Here is a 19,367-nt window from a genome sequence, read left to right as displayed (position 1 = left end):
ATTCTGTCCCTATGTCACCTTGTCGCCGTGTCCCCTGACTTTTAGTTTATGCTGATTCTGGCTTGGGTAGGGAAGAAGGATGTACTAATAGTTCGGCAGTGGAACGCTTCTCTACCATTTCCCGCGTGACAGTGCAGCGAGTCACGTCCTTACGAGACGGTAACTCATACATGACATCGAGCATTAGTTCTTCAACAATACCCCGCAGCGCCCTTGCACCAGTTTTACGGCGGTAAGCTTCTTGAGCGATCGCTCGCAAAGCTTCTGCTTTAAAGTCCAGCTGAACGTTGTCCATTTTCAGTAGTTTCTGGTACTGCTTGACTAACGCACTACGTGGTTGAGTCAAGATTGCCATCAACGCTTCTTCATCTAGTGGATCTACCACTGCTACCATTGGCACACGTCCAATAAATTCTGGAATCATGCCAAATTTGACTAAGTCATCCGGTTCCAAATACCGCAAAGTATCTGCTGCACGTTTTTCTTTTGTTTGACCTTCTCCTGGTTGCACAAAGCCTATTGACTTTTTACCAGTTCTCTGATCTACAACCTTTTCTAAGCCAACAAAAGCACCGCCGCAGATGAACAAAATATTACTGGTGTCAATCTGGATGCAGTCTTGATAAGGATGCTTGCGTCCACCTTGGGGAGGTACATTAGCAACTGTTCCTTCAAGCATTTTCAGCAAAGCTTGCTGTACACCTTCACCAGACACATCCCTTGTAATCGATGGGTTTTCACTCTTGCGAGCAATTTTATCGATTTCGTCAATATAGATAATTCCCCGTTGCGCTTCTTCGACATCCAAATCTGCTACTTGCAGCAGTCGCAACAAAATATTTTCTACATCTTCGCCCACATATCCTGCTTCTGTCAGGGTAGTCGCGTCAGCAACAGCAAACGGCACATCCAGAATTTTGGCCAAAGTCTGAGCTAGCAGAGTTTTGCCACAACCAGTAGGGCCAATCAACAGAATATTGGACTTCTGTAGCTCAACAGGATCATCGGTTCCACTTTTGCCATTGTTTTTGGACTGAATGATCGCCAGTCGCTTATAGTGATTGTAAACGGCGACTGATAGTACTTTTTTGGCTTCGTCTTGCCCGATCACATGTTCGTCTAGATAATTTTTAATCTCTCGCGGTTTGGGGATTTGATTTAACGAGAGATTGGAGGAGCGGACACGGCGTTTTTGAGTATCTTCTGACTTTTGTGTTGGTTGAGACGTCGCGCTATTTGTGTCGAGCAACTCCTCGTCTAGGATCTCATTACACAAGTCAACGCATTCATCGCAGATATAGACTCCCGGTCCAGCGATTAATTTACGCACCTGCTCCTGAGACTTGCCGCAAAACGAACATTTTAAATGGGAGTCGTACTTAGACATACCAGCCTCTTATTTCAGAATGGTGACGTTTTCCCCTGCTGCGGGAAGATTTTGCCTGGTGATGACCTGATCGATCAATCCATAATTTTTGGCCTCTTCAGCCGACATGAAAAAGTCCCGTTCAGTATCGGCTTCTATTCTTTCTAATCCTTGACCAGTATGGTGTGACAGTAACTGATTCAACTTTGCTTTAATGTAAAGAATTTCCCTGGCTTGAATTTCTATGTCAATTGCTTGACCTTGAGCACCACCAAGAGGTTGGTGAATCATAATCCGCGAATCAGGTAAAGACATACGTTTACCCGCAGTTCCAGCTGCTAGTAAAAATGCTCCCATGCTTGCGGCTAATCCAAAACAAATGGTCACAACATCAGGACGAATTTGCTGGATTGTATCATATATTGCCATGCCAGCATATACCGAGCCGCCAGGAGAATTTATGTATAGCTGAATATCTTTTTCAGAATCTTCGGCGTCTAGGAACAACAACTGAGCAACAATCGAGTTAGCGATCGTATCGTCTATTGGCGTTCCCAAAAAAATAATTCGTTCTCGCAGTAGGCGGGAGTAGATATCAAAGGCTCGTTCTCCCATGCCAGATTGCTCTACCACCATCGGTACGATGTTACTCGGACCGTTTTGGGCGCGAATTTCAAATGGACTCAAACTGCTGATTGGGTAATTTCCCGACTGCGATACAAGCATACAGACAAATGTTTGACTTTAAATGTAACAGTAACAGTGGGTAAGACAGCATATGCTGCCTGTGATGAGCGAATGGTTTTTTATTTTAGGTATGTGTTAACCATTATGCCTCATATAATTTCTTCTCGTGTGAATACAGCATAAATCTAGGTGAGAGAAGATAGGGGATGAGGGATAGGGGATGAGGGATAGGGGATAAGGGATAAGGGATAGGGGATAGGGGATAGGGGATAGGGGATAAGGGATAGGGGTTGATTGTTGAATTTTATGAACCATCCCTACTCCTAATTCCCAATAATCCCCGATTCCCGATCCCCGATTCCCGATCCCCGATCCCTAATCCCTAAATTTATTCTGCTTCTGTTGAGGCTTCCTCTGTGACTGCTGTGGCTTCAGCATCTATGGTGATTTGTTCTTCACTTTCGTCTGTTTCGGCTGTTTCTTCTGTTGGAGATTCTTCTGCACTCAAAGAACCTTCAGGTACAAGTTCAACTTTTGCATGTTCCAGCAGCCAGTCAATAGTTTTTTCGGTCAGCAGCTCGTCTTTGACATACTCTTGCAGTCTGTCTGGATCATAATCTTGCTCAGATAACTGTTCAGAGAGTCCTTTGATTCTAGTGGCGACCTCTTCATTGGTAACTTCGATAGACTCGCGTTTGCCGATTTCTTCGAGGGCTAGGGTGCGTTGGAGACGTTCGATCGCTTCATCACGAGAACGCTGACGTAATTGCGGAATGATATCGGCGGTAAAAAATCTCTTGACATCTAACCCTTGTTGTGCAAGCCGCATGGCTGTTTGTGTGAGCATGTTATCGACTTCCCGCTCAATCATTGTTTCTGGCAAGTCAATTTCTACATGCTTAAGCAGTTCCTTCAACAAGGCTTCCTGCTTATTACCTTTGGTTTTTTGTTCGGCTTCTTTTTGGAATTTCTCTTCCAAGGAAGCCCGTAATTCAGCCAAAGTCTCGTGTTCGCTGACGTCTTTGGCGAAGTCATCATTCAACTCTGGCAGTTCTTTTTCTTTTATTTCTTTGAGAGTGACGGTGAAAATAGCTGGTTTCCCGGCTAAATCTTCATTGGCATACGGATCGGGAAAAGTCGCAGAAATTTCTTTGGTTTCTGTGGGGTTCATTCCCAGGATGCCTGTGACAAAACCAGGAATAAATTTATCTTCCTGTAACTCTACCTGAAAATCAGTTGCTTCGCCGCCAGGTATCGGTTCTGGTTCGGCTGCTTCGTCATCACCTTCAGCTTTGGCGATCACGCCTTTAAAGTCAACTACGGCAATATCCCCCAGTTGTGCTGGGCGTCCTTCTACAGGAATCAATGTTGCCATTTGTTGGCGTTCATTTTCTAGGACTTGATCTACTTTGTCGGGGTCGTACTTGATTTCTTCTGCTTTGATTTCCAAATCAGTGTACTGAGTCAAGTTGACTTCTGGGGGTACATCAACAGTAGCCGAAAAAGTCAAGGGCTTACCAGGTTCATAATTATTAATCAAGTCATCAAACGATGAACGTAATTGTGGTTGCCCGATCGCCTGGATATCTTCTTGTTTAACTGCTTCTGTAATGCCATCTTGAATAAGTTCTTCTAGCGCTGCTGCCTTGATTCGAGTTGTACCCAGGCGCTGTAGCAGTATCTGCCGTGGCACCTTACCTTTACGAAACCCAGGAATGTTGGCAGAACGGCTGAGGTTTTGGATAACTTGTTCGTAGGTTTGCTTGGTTTTTTCTGGTGTAATCTCTATTTCCAGACCGATTTGACTGGAGGGGAGTTTTTCCTGGGTAACTTTCATGCTTTGTCTCTATTTGCTTTCTGCTAATATTTTTTTACTTCTTGCTTCTACACACAGACGTCACACTTCTCGTATGATGGGTTTTTCCTAAATTGGGAGGAAATTTACCCACAAGGCTTTGTCAGCTTGAAATTGAACCTGTGTTGATGAACAGAGATCCAGTTTACTGCTAATGCGAAAGCTCTTGACACTTTAGCGCAAATTAGTTTAATCCGACAGAAGCCTCACGCCTGACCTGATAGAGCAGCGTCAGATAAATGGCGGGGCGGTGGGGGAGTCCCATCCCCGATCAGTTAGGACTATCACTCGTTGAGAGTATGTATCTATGCCTCTATATACTAAAAGCCAATAAAAGCTAATACTAATACTTAACCAAGAGTTTTAACCAACATAACTAGCAGCATGGTATCCTGGTTCTCAATCGGTTGTTGTTAGTGAACTGCGTACACCAGGAAATATGAAAAAGGGGGTTGGATATTGGAAATTAGTGATTTGATGAGAGTAAATTACTCCTGACCTCATTTTCCATCCCCACGGCGCTGTGCAAGCATCTATCTCAAAGCAGGATGGTGGCTTGACTTTACCGTCTACGCAGTTGATATTTATGCATTTGGAGCATAGTACATTTGCCACTGGGACTGGCTTTGTTTTTGATTTAGTTAAGTGGATATCGTTGACAGCGTAAAATACCAAGCAGTTAGAATTACTTCAAATTCATTTCTTTAATTAAAAATGAGTCATAATCAAATGACTACCACTAAAATGACAGTTTGTTGTATAATTTTCAATCTATGATACAAATGTGTTAAAAAAATAATAGTTATTAATTGTTGTAAATAACAATACAACTTTTGTAACAGTAAAAAATAAATGTATTAAATTAAGAAATAAAGATTAAATAAAGGTAAAGTATTAAAATTCGTAAAGCTATTTAGAGTCTGTTGTGTAATTTATATATGCGTAAATTATCAATTTTAAATTGATTCAGAAAAAATTCCAGAAGAAACCTTAAGGAGGAAGCTAGTTTGTCTAATTCCTATTGTGTAGCTATTTTGGGCGCGACAGGTGCTGTCGGCAGGGAGTTATTGGAATTATTAGAAAGTCGCAATTTTCCAGTTTCAAAATTAAAATTATTGGCATCAGAACGTAGCGCAGGGCAAAAACTACCGTTCAAAGGAGAAAATTTATTAGTAGAGCCAGTCAGCGATCGCGCCTTTGAAAATGTCGATATAGTACTAGCAAGTGCGGGAGGTTCAACCTCAAAAACTTGGGCGCCGATAGCCACAGAAAAAGGTGCTGTCGTCATAGATAATTCCAGCGCCTTTCGCATGAATGAGGAAGTACCTTTAGTTGTTCCAGAGGTGAATCCCCAAGCAGCAGCCAGTCACAAAGGTATTATTGCGAACCCCAACTGCACCACAATTTTAATGGCAGTAGCAGTGTGGCCTCTGCATAAAATCAAACCCATCAAACGCATTGTCGCAGCCACCTATCAATCTGCCAGTGGTGCGGGTGCAAAAGCAATGGCAGAAGTCCAAACTCAGACTAGTGCTATTTTAGAAGGCAAACAACCAACCGCGGAAGTATTTCCTTATCCTTTGGCTTTTAATTTATTCACGCATAATTCCCCTTTGAATGATTTGGGGTACTGCGAAGAAGAAATGAAAATGGTCAACGAAACACGGAAAATTTTTGCAGATCAAAATATCAGAATTACTGCTACTTGTGTACGGGTTCCCGTACTGCGCGCTCACTCAGAAGCGCTTAATCTAGAATTTGAAACTCCGTTTAACCCAGATGAAGCCAGAGAAATTTTAAGTAAATCTCCTGGTGTGAAATTGGTAGAAGATTGGCAGAAAAATTACTTTCCCATGCCATTTGAAGCCACAGGTCGTGATGAAGTTTTAGTGGGCAGAATTCGTCAGGATATTTCCCATCCTTGCGGTTTAGAACTGTGGTTATGTGGTGATCAAATCCGCAAAGGTGCGGCATTGAATGCCGTACAAATTGCGGATTTGTTAGTAGAAAAAAGTTTACTCAAACCAACTCTTTCATTGGTTAATGGGTAATTGGTAATCGGTAATTGGTAATCGGGAAATATCTCTCAAACAACAACCAACAACCAAGAGTTTACCCTTGAAAGTAATTTGCAAATAGGTTATTACAATAAAGAACCACCAAAACACAAAAAACAAAAAATCAGGAGTAGAAAAGGGTGGTAGATTTCGGTAGAGTTTTAACCGCAATGATTACGCCGTTTAAGGAAGACGGTAGTGTCAGCTATGATGTAGCAGCAAAACTAGCAGATCATCTAGCAAATAACGGTACTGATACATTGGTGGTGTGTGGCACGACTGGAGAATCTCCGGCGTTAAGTTGGGAGGAGGAATATCAGCTATTTTCCGTTGTATTGGAAGCAGTAGCAGGAAAAGCACTGGTGATGGCGGGATGTGGTTCCAATTCCACCAAAGAAGCGATCGCCGCTACTCAAAAAGCAGCTAGAATAGGAGTACACGGTGCTTTACAAGTTGTTCCATATTACAACAAACCACCGCAAGAGGGACTTTACCAACACTTTCAAGCCATAGCACAAGCTTCTGGTGACTTACCTATTTTGTTATATAACGTACCGGGTCGTACTGGTCAAAACCTCAGTGCTGAAACAGTTGCTCGATTAGCTCAAATCGATAACATTATTGGTATCAAAGAAGCAAGCGGAAACTTAGATCAAGTGAGTGAAATTCGTCGCTTGACACCAAAAGAATTCCAGATTTACTCTGGAGATGATTCTTTAACCTTGCCATTGTTAGCAGTCGGGGGTAAAGGTGTAGTTAGTGTTGCTTCTCATCTTGTAGGCAACGACCTACAACAGATGATTCAAGCCTTTAATTCGGGTCAAAATCAAGTCGCTATCGACATTCATCTGCGGCTTTTTCCTATATTTAAAGCTTTGTTTGTAACCACAAATCCCATTCCAGTCAAAAAAGCATTACAACTTCAAGGCTGGGAAGTTGGTTCAACGCGTCCGCCTTTGTGCGAAGCTGATGCAAAAGTTACTCAAACCTTGGAATTTGTGATGAAAGAACTTAGTTTGATCTAAATCAAAGTGAAATCTCATCTCAGCTACTTTCACACTCTAAAGATACGTTGAAAAGAATCCAATAAAAATTCTCAGTAATTTTGACAATGTAGCAGGTACAAAGCCTATGCTACGAAAGAAAAATTACAAATAATACCTTTGGTGTAAAGTTAGTTTTATCAAATATATCGAAACAATAAAAAAGCTCATAAAAACAGGATTATAAGAAAGCAAAAGGCATGTATGTTGCAGGAAAAATTTGTATTCACTAACAATTTTAATTTTTTTCGCTGAATACTTAAATTTCTTTCTGTCACACAGAACTACCTTATAGCTGAATTTTTAATAGACAGATAAGTAGATGAATGTAAATAGAATGACGACGCGAGTTACGAACAGAAAACACGCACCAAGTCCTTACCAATGACATAGAAGCTTTAACGGCTTCTCGTAGAGTCGAACAAATGACGACCTTAACCAGTTAACTTTAATTTGCGCCGATCTACTTATTTTTAACTGTCTTAAAAGAGCGATAAATCCTCATATTTTAACGATCAAAGAACAATCTCAGGAGAAAATGACTAAAAACGAAACTAATTCCGCCCTCAAAATAATTCCCTTGGGTGGCTTGCATGAAATTGGCAAAAACACTTGTGTTTTTGAGTACGAAGATGAAATTATCCTCTTAGATGCAGGGTTGGCGTTTCCCACAGATGGAATGCATGGAGTCAATATTGTTTTGCCAGACATGACTTATGTGCGGGAAAATCGCCATAAAATTAAAGGCATGATTGTTACCCATGGTCATGAAGACCATATCGGGGGTATTGCCTTTCATTTGAAACAATTTGAAATTCCTGTGATCTATGGCCCTCGCCTAGCGATGGCAATGCTAGAGGGTAAATTAGAAGAAGCAGGAGTGCGCGATCGCACAGAATTAAGAAGCGTCCTTCCCCGCGATGTCGTACGAATTGGGAAACATTTCTTTGTCGAATATATTCGTAACACCCACTCCATTGCTGACAGTTTCACCGTCGCCATCCATACCCCCCTCGGTGTCCTGATCCACACAGGAGACTTTAAATTTGACCATACACCCGTAGATGGCGAACGTTTTGATATCCAGCGTTTAGCCGAACATGGGGAAAAAGGCGTTCTGTGTTTGATGAGTGATTCGACTAACTCTGAAATCCCCGGATTTACCCCTTCAGAACGCGCAGTTTATCCCAATTTGGATCGAGTTTTTTCCCAAGCTCCAGGCCGACTGTTTGTGACAACCTTTGCTTCTAGTGTCCACCGCATCAACATGATTTTGCAGTTAGCACAGAAGCATAACCGTGTTGTCACAGTTGTGGGACGTTCGATGCTGAATTTGATTGCCCATGCTCGCAATCTTGGGTATATCAAGTGTAATGATGATGTATTCAAGCCCTTGAATGCCATCCGGAATCTTCCAGATGAAAGCGTGCTAATTTTGACAACTGGTTCTCAAGGTGAGCCGATGTCAGCCATGACACGTATTGCCAGAAAAGAACATCCCCATATAAAAATTCGCCAAGGGGACACAGTTGTCTTTTCTGCTAACCCGATTCCTGGTAATACGATCGCCGTTGTTAATGTCATCGATAAATTGATGATGCAAGGCGCAAACGTCATCTATGGTCGGGATAAAGGAATTCACGTTTCCGGTCATGGCTGTCAAGAAGACCAGAAACTCATGCTGGCCTTAACTCGTCCTAAGTTCTTCTTACCTGTTCACGGTGAACATCGGATGTTGGTGAAACACTCGGAAACAGCTCGGAATGCAGGTGTTCCAGCCGAGAATATGGTGATTATCCAGAATGGCGATATCGTAGAGTTGACAGAAGAATCAATTCGTGTAGCAGGAAAAGTTCCATCTGGCTTGGAACTAGTAGATACTTCCAGTTCTGGTATGGTCAGCGCCAAAGTTTTGCAAGAACGACAGAAAATGGCAGAAGAAGGTATTGTTACCATTGCCGCAGCAATTGATTGGACTGGTAAACTGATGGCGAAACCAGAAATTCACCTGCGGGGTGTAGTCACAAGTATCGAGCGATCGCTTCTGCAAAAATGGGTACAACAGCGAATCGAAGAAATCCTCAGCGTGCGTTGGCCAGAATTTGCCCAAGGATTTGAAAGTGATAAACCAGAAGTAGATTGGGGTGGATTGCAAGAAGTATTAGAACGAGAACTAGCGCGTTCCATTCGTCGCGAATTGCAATGTCAACCATCACTGACATTATTGATGCAAATTCCTGATGAACCACCCGTCAAAGTTGCTGATGGTCGAAGACGGCGGACTCGTACAGCTGCTCAGGTAGCATCGTAGAGAATTAGCAATTCAAAATTAGCTGTGGGCGGTTCTCCCGCTCTTGCAGGGGTTGCGTAGCACTGCTACCTACCCCTGATTGTTTATTTTAGACAAATTCTTTTACTACTAGCTAATTAACAGGTAATATAGCTAAACAATTTTGATAATAAAAATATGTTATACAAATTAAGTTTTTCTTGAATTAAGGAGAGATTTAATTGCTAAAAGTACTCGATGTATTTGCTGGTGCTGGTGGCTTTAGTCTAGGTTTCCAGTTAGCAGGAAATTCCATTATTGGAGCAATAGAAGAAGACAAATGGGCTGCGGAAACATTTGCATACAATCACAAAAATGCAAAGGTCTTGGTAGGAGATATACAAAAGTTCTCAGATGAGTACCTAATAAATGCATTTAAAGATAATTTACCCAATGTTATTTTAGGTGGACCACCTTGCCAAGGATATTCGATTTGTAGAAAAAATGCAGGTGATCCAAAAGACCCTCGAAACTCTCTATTCCAAGAATTTTTAAGAATAGGAAGAATATTCAAACCAGAGTTATTAATTATGGAGAATGTACCTGGTCTGATAAGTGCTAAGACACTATCAGGAGAACCAGTGATTGAAATTATAAAAGCAGAGTTAGAAGAATTAGGATATCACGTATACATCGATATTCTAGAATCTATTAAATATGGAATACCACAAATCAGGCGCAGACTATTTGTGATTGCTTCCCGTATCAAGCTTATAAAACCTTTCCCAGAACCTACTCATTATTTTACAGATACTGAACAATTACAAATTTTTGACTATAAGCTCAAGCGATGTCCTACATTATGGGAAGCGATTTCAGATTTACCTGAGATCGACGCTAGAGAAGGTTGTGAGGAAATGGAATATGATAAAGAACCTACTAATGATTACCAATACCAATGTAGAATTAATTCTCAAAAAGTCTATAATCATGTAGCCATGAAACATTCAAAACGAACTATAGAACGTTTTGAACTAATGTCTTGGGGAGACTCACTTTCTGATATTCCTAAACATTTAAAACCCTATAAAAGAAATGGTAATGGGGTTATATCTGAACAAGTTTATGACCAAAATAGTAGAAGATTACATCCTCACAAACCATGTCATACTATTCCTGCATCTTTTTATGCAAATTTTGTACATCCCTATAAAAATAGAAATTTTACTGCAAGAGAAGGTGCAAGAATTCAATCTTTTCCAGATTGGTTTGTATTTAAAGGTAAGCCGACTGTTGTGAGTCATAAATTACTTCAGAGAGAAGGTCGAACGGAAGAAAAACATCTTTGTCAATATAATCAAATTGGTAATGCTGTACCGCCATTGTTAGGAAAAGCAATAGCTGATAATTTTGTGAAAACTTACAAGATAAATTATGTTAGTTCACGGAGCAAATATTAGTGCTAAGGAAAGTCACAGAAAAAAATATCAGGATGGTGACAGTAAGCAATACTTAGCTCAAATTCGTCACGAATACAATCATTGGCATAAACAAAACATGGATTTATGCGGTCCAGGTGTCAATTCATCTGAGACTGATAAAGATATCGTGAAACAACGTGTAGCTCTTTTCGAGAATTACAAAGATTTTATCGACCAAAAGCATTATGCTGAAAAATTTGATTCTAGGTCGAACTTACATTCCAGTGCTTTAGAAGAGTTTTTATATTATTTGTTTAAGGATATAGTTAGTGATTTTGGTGAGAGAGCGCTGATCGGAAAATCTCATACGTTCAAGGATATTTTTTTTGCAGCTCCCAGTTATCCCAAAATGTTAGAGACACCTCATGCAAAAATCGAAAGGAAAGATCATGATTTTGTTATAGGAGTAACAATTTCTGCTTCATTACAAACAAGCAAATCTGGGTTGTCTCAAATACAAACTGAAGACTCAGATGTAGAACAAAACAGAGAACTTTCTGTTAATGAATTAATAGAAGATGCTTCTGAAACTGTCAATAAACTAGACACAAATCAAAGCAACTTAATTGAAAGTGGAGTGCTATTACCTGCTGATAGCTTATCCAACATCAGTGGAATTTTGAAGGCTGGTAAAGCTGAAGTACATTTCTTTGATATACCTGTAGTTGCTATAGAATGTAAAACTTATCTTGATAAGACTATGTTAGAAGGCTCATCTAGAGCAGCTGAAGAATTGAAGGCTCGAAATCCAAACGGACTTTACATAGTTGTCATGGAGTGGCTCAAGCTTTCCGATGCAGTTAATTTGCGAAAATACAAAGTTGATCAAATTTACATATTACGAAAACAAAAAAATACTGACAGAGAATATAGATACCTTGATAATTATGTCAAGAATCCAATTGATGCTGAGGTAGTTTGGCATCTATTTTCTACAGTCCGAGAGCATTTGACTACAGATTGGACAGGTGGTATAGAACAAGGACTTCAACGTGGTTGGCTAATTTAATAGCTTTTTCTAGTTTCTTTGCTAACTGAATATATTTAATGAATCCACACAAAAACCAAAAGCAAAGTTAACACCGTCACTGGCACACCAAAGCGTAAATGCTCCCAAAAAGTTAGCTTGTAACCCAACTCCACCGCTGCTTCTACGACAATCAAGTTTGCGACTGAACCAAATAAAGTCAAATTACCTGCTAAAGTTGACGCTGCTGCGAGCAATAGCCAAGACTGGGTATCATCTTTAGGAATCAGAGGATGCAACAGCAGTACCGCCGGCACATTAGAAATTAAGTTCGACAAAATCGCTGTTACACCCAACAAACCAGCAGCAGAGTTGATTGCATAAGTAAAAGGTTGGAGTAAATTCAGTTTTTGAGTCGCTTTACTCAAAATAAATAGTCCAGAGAACATCACCAGTAAGTTCCAATCGACTTTGTTAAGAACACGCTGGGGTTTGACTCGCCTGGTGATCAGTAATAAGCTAGCAGCAACTAAAGCCGACTCTGCTAAAGGTAAACCAGCAGCAAAAGCAATTAACAATCCGGTGGTTATTATTAAGGTTTTGTAAAATAAAGGTTTAAAGAGGCGCTTTTTCTTTGTAGATAAGTGTTCGCAAGGCACAATCGAGCGTACATTTGGGTAAAGTAAACACAGTAGAATTACTTGAATTGCTAACCCTGCTACAGCAATTGGAGCCATCGCCCGCATAAAATCCAGATAATGGATGCCTGAAAAGGAGCCAATCAAGATGTTTTGAGGATTACCGCTCAAAGTGGCGACAGAACCAATATTAGTTGCGCCTGCGATCGCCAACAAATAGGGTATGGGATGCAATCTCAAAGCTTGAGTTAGGCTCAAAGTGAGTGGTGTAAAAATTAGCGCCAATGTATCATTCAAAAAAAAGGCGGAAAGAATACCACTACCAAAAGTTAAGGCGATCAAGATCCCCAAAGGACTGCGGGTGAAATGTAAAAGCAGTGACAATGCTTGAGGGAAAAATCCTGCGTAGGATAAGTTAGCGTTTACTACCATCATGCTCAATAAGAACACAATCGTGGTGGGATCAATTGCTTGCCAAGCCTCCTCCAAACTTAGTACACCCAAAGCAATTAAAAAGGCTGAACCCACCAAGGCGATCGCAGCCCGATTCATGCGTAAACCAGGTAGGTAGCCCAATGCTAACCCCAGATAGGTCAATCCTAAAAAAATATAAGTGGCAAATTGATGGATATGTGGTAACATCTTTGACTGGTAATCCTAATTCCTGACTCTGAATTAGGAAGGCGAAATTATTAAAGTCAGGGGCAAAGAAGCGAAAAGCAGCGACCAAAAGACTTGTACCTCTATTAACTCCGGGTGCAAAGCATTTTAAGTTGCTAACAAATAAAGCGATTCCTTGGTGCGGAGTATTTAAATTTACCAAAATCCTTGGAAAAATATTTTATGAATTTTCTGCAAAAAAAGTTCGTAGATGTTACAGTAATATCTGTCTTTAGACAGATGACTTTATGAAAATTTTAACTATGTCAAGTTATTAAGAAAATAATACAATCACACTTCCGATCCTGGGGAAATTGCGATTAACTTGACGTAGTTAAAAAGAAAGTTCTGCTCAAAGTGGCCACTCAAATACTAGACAGTATCTCTGTTGAAACAAGAATTTTCCGGGAAACACGATTGTTACATTGTATAACTTCATCGAAGTGGTGAAGACCCTCAAGGAAAAAGAGGAATAGATCATGAAGGTATTCAACAATACCACAAAAAAGATTTTTTTCGCTAGCTGGGTATCGCTAAATCCAACTGAAGCCAGTCATACCAGTCCTATCCAGCTAAACCACCAAGTTTCCAAGCCTAATTTTGATTTTCTCAAGCCTCTACGTCGGTGGCTAGACCACGTTAAAGTTAGCGATCGCCAATTAGCACACCGCTTGTGTCATATCATTCCTGCTCAATGTCCATTTGAGCGTGATGTCAAGTTATTTGGTCGAACCTTATTTCACATACCACCCATGTGCAAGCTCAACCCCCTATACGAAGAAGTCGTGAGCTTGCGTTTCCGAGCGCTGTGTTACTTAGCCGATGAATGCGGCGAAGATGTTTCCCAGTATTGTTGAGAGATCGGGGATCAGGGATCGGGGATCGGGGATTGGGCATGGGGCATGAATCAGTTAACAGTTAACAGTTAACAGTTAACAGTGAGCAGTTTAATTTGATAACTGATAACTGATAACTGATAAGTCTCCCTTGTCCCCGATCCCCGATCCCCAATCCCTTACTTCTGCAATTTGCCATTTTGCCATTTTTGGATGGCTTGTTGAGCTTTGTTATAGGCTGATGTTCCTTCTGGAATGAGAACAGCTGTTCCAATTGCTGATTTAGTTTCTCCTCTAGAGGCGCGGCGTTTAGCCAGTTCCAAAATAGTTTCGCTCCACTTATTTATAAATTTTCCGGCTTGATCGGAACCTGGTTCACCTGGTGAAACTTTTTTAGCAACTTCGATCGCACGGTTATAAGTAGAAGCTTGTCCTGGCTGAATTAAACCGTTAGCAGCATCTAAAAGGGTTTGATTGGCAACATATTGCTTGGCTTGTTGGCGCCACTGTTTAATTGCTGCTTGTGCTAGCAGATAATTTGGCTGATCTTGACCAATTAATTCAGCAGCAGCTATAGCTTTGGCATACTTTCTCTGTTTAGCACGATTTTTGGCTAAATCTAAGATCATGCCATTCCAAATTTGAATATTTGTTTGTGCTTGTTCGTAACGTGAATCGCCGGGTTTGATTTTTTTGGCTTTAGCGATCGCCAAGCTGAGATCGCTGGCTTGATTTGCTTCGAGTGACATTTTTTCTAAGTCTGACAGCGCTTGCTTACGCTTGGCTAACTCAGAGGTAGGAAAAGTCAATACTGCTACTTGATTGTTTTGTACTTGATTGTTTTTGATTTGATTGCTTTGTACTTGATTGTTTTGTAGAGGGATTGGAACACTTGGTAAAGTCTTGATAATCTTGGTACTCCCGGTGCTATCTGGTAATACAGGCAAAATTTCTGTTTCACTGTCATCATTGGTAGTCTTGGTTGTAGTTGGAGAAATCTCTACAGTTCTAAAACCTGCTTGATTGCGAAGAAAAACCACTACAAGCAAGCCAACAACCATGATTGCACTTACACCCCACCACAGTAGTGGTTTCCAAATAGAGGTGCTGGCTGTCGCTGTCTGTTTTGCTTGTGAGTAGTTTGTCGGTGGTGAGTTGGAATTTTCTTCTGCGCTACTGTAAAGGCTGGTTTGAGAACCATGTCCGACTCCATTCCAAGCGATCGCATTTGTTGCTAATTGATGAGAATGCGAATGCAGCGAAGATGATGGCAGGGAAGCGGCTAAGATTTCTTGAGAGTTGATCGCGCTTGTATTTGTGATGCGATGATTTGTTTGTGATCCTGGTAATATTCCTTGCTTTCTGGAGGGAATGATGGTAACAGGATTTTGCGTTGGACGCCAGTAGTGTTGACAGAGTTCTGGAGTCCGGAGGCTCAAGTATCTTTCGAGATCCTCCAAGGTGTTACCATTGCCAGAGCGCAAAGCTTCTAAGACTGCTGCTGTAAAAAATCCATGACCGAGTTCGGTACTTTCGTGAGAAAATTGTTCTGGTTGGCAAGAAATAATAGTGGGAATTTGTAATTCTTGCGCTAGTTCAATTGCCTCTTGACCAATGAGAGTATTTGCTTGAGTTGCATAAGCACGGTTAATATCAAGCAGTACTACTGTATCAAGGCCAGCATTTTGCAGACTTTGCATCAATGTTCGCAACTCTATGCCAGTTTCTTCAATCTGAGCGGATTTGCCTTCAATAGGCATCAGGTAATCTTGGCCATTGTGATTGATGCCATAGCCACTAAAGAAAAACCACAGTCTGTCTTGGGGTTGCCAACATGCCGCTGCTAAATCTTCTAATAAAAGCAGGATATTTTCCTTTGTAGGATAAGTCAGTCTATCACCTAGAGGCGGTGAAGTGTCTGTCATAAGTAGACACTGTTGTTGTAAAAAACCTGCTTCTATTACCAAAAAATCTTTGAATGCCTCGGCATCTGCTTGAGCACATCCTAACGGTTGAAAGAATTGATATTGATTTACGCCAATAGCGATCGCCCAGTTATTTGCCATCGCACTTTCTGCCGGTTATTTTTTGCTTACTTAAAATCGCGGTTGGCTTTGCTGAAAAAACAAAGCTAACCTATTGTTTTATCGTTTTAGTTACCGAAAGGTTTCGGAATTGTTAACTAAGAGTTTGGAGTTTGCTACCCTCTTCCATAAGAGTTTGAGTTCTAGGGAGTTGGGAGTTCAAATTCCTAATTCCTAATTTCAAATTTGGATGAATCTCCATTTAGAGAGAAAATTAAACATCATTTTTGTTACTTGCTTATAAGCGAAATTACTGATTTTGGAATCACAGAAAATTTTCATAATGAGGAGTATACAGGTCATGAGGAGTTACAGTCATCAGTCATCATGCAGAATTTTCTTTGAAAATAAGATTTTTTTTCAAAGACTTATTCAACTTATGCCATTAATTGCCAAGAGAATCCGGATAGCCCACGCAGTAGTTTTACTGGGTACTGCAACTCCTATTTGGCTAGCAACGAGCGCGATCGCACCTCAGATTGTGCGAGCTTACACCGCCAGAGTGGACTTATCTATTGATCGCTTACCAGAAGAAAACTACGAAACCCTACTGCAAAGAGCAGAAGCCGCTGCAAGAGCGGCGGCTCAACGTAGCTTTGATCAAGATATTTTAGTAACAGATGTATCCATATTTATCTCCGTACAAAACAACGGAGCGATCGCACCAGTTTTAGAATTAGCAGTGACTCGTCCCCAGTGGCGTAATCGTCCCGATCCACGACGTTGGGCAAAATATTTTAAAGCCGCGCGATCACTTCTATATTTTGGCGAGAATTCCACAAGCCCCACTGCAACTACTAATCAAACTGCTAAGTAGGGGATCGGGGACAAAACAAGTCAAAAGTCATAGACGCGCAAGCGGCTTCCCGTTCGACAAAGTCGTTCCCGCAGGGTAGGGTAAGTCAAAAGTCAAAATTAAGAACTTTTAATTTGTTGACCATTGACCATTGACGAATGACTATTGACCAACCACCAAAAACCCCTTGATGATTTAGAATAATAAGGTTGTCAAAAATTGCGTTATCCGCTAATATGGCTGTTCCAAAGAAGAAAACATCTAAATCCAAACGTGACAAGCGTCGAGCTACCTGGAGACGTAAAGCTGGTCTAGAAGCACAAAAAGCTCTCTCCCTTGGTAAGTCGATTTTGACTGGACGTTCTACTTTTGTCTATCCATCTGCTGAAGAAGAGGAAGAAGAGGAATCGTAAAACTGCTAATTGGTAATTGGTAATTGGTAATTGAGAAAATACATTACCTATTACCCATTACCTATGACCGATTACCAAGTACTTATATAAAAACTAAAGTGTCTTCAGAAGACCTATTATTCTGGTGACTATGGTAAGAAAGTTTTTTCAAAAACCGACGCAGGAAGAAGGCGATCGCGTTCCACCCGGTCAATATTTGACTAAGGGTTTTCCTGTCTTAACTTATGGTGCTACTCCTCAAGTCAGCACAGATGAATGGGAATTTCGGGTATGGGGTTTGGTGACACCCAAGACTTTTACTTGGTCAGACTTGATGTCGTTACCTCAGCATGAATTTACTGCTGATTTCCACTGTGTAACCCGTTGGTCTAAACTCGATGTTAAGTGGACTGGAATCAAGGTAACGGACTTCATGAAGCAAATTGAAGTTGACCCGAAAGCAGTCCATGTGATGGAACATTGCTACGGTGGTTATACTACCAATATTTCTCTTGAAGATTTTCTCAAAGAAGAAAATTTCTTCGCTTTTAAATTATTTGGTGAACCGTTACCCGCAGAACACGGGGGTCCGATGCGATTGGTAGTTCCTCACCTTTATGCTTGGAAAAGTGCGAAGTGGATCAATGGTTTAGAGTTTCTCCGACGTGAAGAAATGGGTTTCTGGGAACGCAACGGTTATCATCACCGGGGCGAACCTTGGGCAGAGGAGCGTTATAGTAGTTTGTAAAAATTATGAGTTATGAGTTATGAATTATGAATGATAAAAATTTCATAATTCATAATTTATTTAGTAATATCCAAGCATTCGTTTTAAAAAAGATAATTTGCCCTTTGTATAGGGAGCGTATCGCCATTTTAAATCTAGCCAGAAGGGATTGGATAATACGCTTTTATAGTGAGAAAAGGTATCAAAACTAAATTTACCGTGATAACTGCCGATACCGCTATCACCTACACCACCAAATGGTAAAGATGAGACACCGATATGCATGACTGTTTCATTCAGACACACTGCACCAGATGAGGTTGTCTGTAAAACTCTTTGTTGGAGATTTTTATTGTGAGAAAATAGGTATAAAGCTAAAGGTTTGGGCTGAGAATTGATGAGAGCGATCGCTTCTGATATATCAGTGTATTCGATGATTGATAAAATAGGGCCAAAAATTTCCTCTTGCATGATGGGTTCTGCAAAAGAAATATTCTCTACTAATGTTGGAGCAATATAAAGTTGTTCTCGGTTTGTTTCTCCGCCAAAAATAATTTTACTGCTATTTAAAAGATTTGTAATTCGATCAAATTGCTTTTGATTAATAATTCTGCCATAGTCAGAACTAATAGCAGGGTTATCACTATAAAATTCTTGAATACATTTTTTAATTTCAGCTAATAATTTTTCTTTAATCTTGCTATTTACTAATAAATAATCTGGTGCTAGACAAGTTTGCCCATTATTAAAAAATTTTCCCCAAGTAATACGTCTAGCAGTATGCTGAACATGAATATCTGTATCAACAATACAAGGATTTTTGCCACCCAATTCTAAGGTAACAGGTGTCAGGTGTTTGGCTGCGGCTGCCATAACAATTTTTGCCACAGCAGTACCACCAGTGAAAAATATGTGATCGAACTTTTCCGCCAATAATTTTTGACTTGTTTCCACACCTCCCTCTATAACTTTGATGTATTCTGGTTGAAAATACTTACTTATCAACTTGGCAATCAAACTAGATGTATTCGGAGCAATTTCTGATGGTTTGATAATAGTACAATTTCCAGCTGCGATCGCTCCAATTAATGGTGCAATAACTAACTGGAAAGGATAGTTCCAAGTACCAATAATTAGAACGACTCCTAATGGTTCTGGATAAATTTTTGTTGAAGCCGGAAGTAATTGCCAGAGAATTCTTGTTTTTTGAGGTTTAATCCAATTCTTCAGATTTTTGATACAAAATTCTAATTCTTTGAATACTAATAATATTTCCGAAAAACAAGCTTCAAATTCTGGTTTATTTAAATCTGCTTTTAAAGCTTGACAAATTGCTGTTTCGTTTTCTTTAATTAATTGCTGTAAAAGTTTGAGTTGAGAAATCCGAAAAGATAAAGATTGAGTTTCGCCTGTTTGAAAAAAATCTCGCTGTTGATTAAGAATATCAATAATTGACGCTTCCGAAATCATTTTATCTCTCAAAAAATATATTTATGGGGATTAAGTGAT

The 19,367-nt window shown here is 40.3% G+C and carries 15 protein-coding genes; 9 read left to right on the top strand and 6 right to left on the bottom strand.

All coding sequences use genetic code 11. The features are described 5' to 3' along the window. Positions 1-46: 46 nt before the first annotated feature. The 3 genes from clpX to tig all read right to left on the bottom strand — a co-directional run bounded on the left by clpX (position 47) and on the right by tig (position 3,890). Complete coding sequence (gene clpX, locus ACE1AT_RS07875) at positions 47-1,387, bottom strand: ATP-dependent protease ATP-binding subunit ClpX (protein WP_374866994.1); 1,341 nt, start codon at positions 1,385-1,387, stop codon at positions 47-49. Between the two features lie 9 nt (positions 1,388-1,396). Then, on the bottom strand, positions 1,397-2,092 hold the full coding sequence (gene clpP, locus ACE1AT_RS07870; RefSeq protein ID WP_374866992.1) for an ATP-dependent Clp endopeptidase proteolytic subunit ClpP: 696 nt from the start codon (positions 2,090-2,092) through the stop codon (positions 1,397-1,399). 349 nt (positions 2,093-2,441) lie between these two features. Beyond that, a complete protein-coding gene (gene tig / locus ACE1AT_RS07865; RefSeq protein ID WP_374866990.1) occupies positions 2,442-3,890 on the bottom strand; it encodes a trigger factor in 1,449 nt (482 codons plus the stop codon). A gap of 1,025 nt (positions 3,891-4,915) precedes the next feature. Between tig and ACE1AT_RS07860 the strand changes: the two genes are divergently transcribed. The 5 genes from ACE1AT_RS07860 (at position 4,916) to ACE1AT_RS07840 (ending at position 11,767) form a co-directional block, all read left to right on the top strand. Further along, a complete protein-coding gene (locus ACE1AT_RS07860; RefSeq protein WP_374866988.1) occupies positions 4,916-5,959 on the top strand; it encodes an aspartate-semialdehyde dehydrogenase in 1,044 nt (347 codons plus the stop codon). Positions 5,960-6,105: 146 nt separating this feature from the next. Then, a complete protein-coding gene (gene dapA, locus ACE1AT_RS07855) occupies positions 6,106-6,990 on the top strand; it encodes a 4-hydroxy-tetrahydrodipicolinate synthase (RefSeq protein WP_374866986.1) in 885 nt (294 codons plus the stop codon). Between the two features lie 556 nt (positions 6,991-7,546). After that, complete coding sequence (locus ACE1AT_RS07850; RefSeq protein WP_374866984.1) at positions 7,547-9,319, top strand: ribonuclease J; 1,773 nt, start codon at positions 7,547-7,549, stop codon at positions 9,317-9,319. Positions 9,320-9,519: 200 nt separating this feature from the next. Next, positions 9,520-10,737 carry a DNA cytosine methyltransferase gene (locus ACE1AT_RS07845; RefSeq protein WP_374866982.1) on the top strand — a complete coding sequence of 406 codons (1,218 nt, stop codon included), beginning with the start codon at positions 9,520-9,522 and terminating at the stop codon, positions 10,735-10,737. Beyond that, positions 10,712-11,767 carry a Bpu10I family restriction endonuclease gene (locus ACE1AT_RS07840; RefSeq protein ID WP_374866980.1) on the top strand — a complete coding sequence of 352 codons (1,056 nt, stop codon included), beginning with the start codon at positions 10,712-10,714 and terminating at the stop codon, positions 11,765-11,767. Before ACE1AT_RS07845 ends, ACE1AT_RS07840 begins: the two co-directional genes overlap by 26 nt. A 35-nt stretch (positions 11,768-11,802) precedes the next feature. Here ACE1AT_RS07840 and ACE1AT_RS07835 read toward each other — a convergent pair whose 3' ends face one another. Then, complete coding sequence (locus tag ACE1AT_RS07835) at positions 11,803-13,005, bottom strand: anion transporter (protein WP_374866978.1); 1,203 nt, start codon at positions 13,003-13,005, stop codon at positions 11,803-11,805. A gap of 497 nt (positions 13,006-13,502) precedes the next feature. Between ACE1AT_RS07835 and ACE1AT_RS07830 the strand changes: the two genes are divergently transcribed. After that, positions 13,503-13,880: a Mo-dependent nitrogenase C-terminal domain-containing protein gene (locus ACE1AT_RS07830; protein ID WP_374866976.1), complete on the top strand. Its 378-nt coding sequence runs from the start codon at positions 13,503-13,505 to the stop codon at positions 13,878-13,880. Between the two features lie 158 nt (positions 13,881-14,038). On the opposite strand, the gene ACE1AT_RS07825 is transcribed toward ACE1AT_RS07830, so the two are convergent. Beyond that, positions 14,039-15,925 carry a caspase domain-containing protein gene (locus ACE1AT_RS07825; RefSeq protein ID WP_374866974.1) on the bottom strand — a complete coding sequence of 629 codons (1,887 nt, stop codon included), beginning with the start codon at positions 15,923-15,925 and terminating at the stop codon, positions 14,039-14,041. A gap of 397 nt (positions 15,926-16,322) precedes the next feature. Here ACE1AT_RS07825 and ACE1AT_RS07820 point away from each other — a divergent pair, with 397 nt between their 5' ends. The 3 genes from ACE1AT_RS07820 to ACE1AT_RS07810 all read left to right on the top strand — a co-directional run bounded on the left by ACE1AT_RS07820 (position 16,323) and on the right by ACE1AT_RS07810 (position 17,879). Then, positions 16,323-16,760, top strand: a complete 438-nt coding sequence (locus tag ACE1AT_RS07820) for a hypothetical protein (RefSeq protein ID WP_374866972.1) — start codon at positions 16,323-16,325, stop codon at positions 16,758-16,760. A gap of 215 nt (positions 16,761-16,975) precedes the next feature. Continuing rightward, positions 16,976-17,152 (top strand): 50S ribosomal protein L32, encoded by a 177-nt coding sequence (gene rpmF / locus ACE1AT_RS07815; RefSeq protein ID WP_016862721.1) that lies wholly within the window; start codon positions 16,976-16,978, stop codon positions 17,150-17,152. A gap of 130 nt (positions 17,153-17,282) precedes the next feature. Then, positions 17,283-17,879, top strand: a complete 597-nt coding sequence (locus tag ACE1AT_RS07810; RefSeq protein ID WP_374866970.1) for a sulfite oxidase-like oxidoreductase — start codon at positions 17,283-17,285, stop codon at positions 17,877-17,879. Between the two features lie 60 nt (positions 17,880-17,939). On the opposite strand, the gene ACE1AT_RS07805 is transcribed toward ACE1AT_RS07810, so the two are convergent. Further along, complete coding sequence (locus ACE1AT_RS07805; RefSeq protein ID WP_374866968.1) at positions 17,940-19,328, bottom strand: aldehyde dehydrogenase; 1,389 nt, start codon at positions 19,326-19,328, stop codon at positions 17,940-17,942. Positions 19,329-19,367: the final 39 nt, after the last annotated feature.

The sequence above is a fragment of the Pelatocladus sp. BLCC-F211 genome, assembly GCF_041928655.1.
Classification (GTDB): domain Bacteria; phylum Cyanobacteriota; class Cyanobacteriia; order Cyanobacteriales; family Nostocaceae; genus Pelatocladus.
This window is presented reverse-complemented; position numbering and strand designations above follow the sequence as displayed.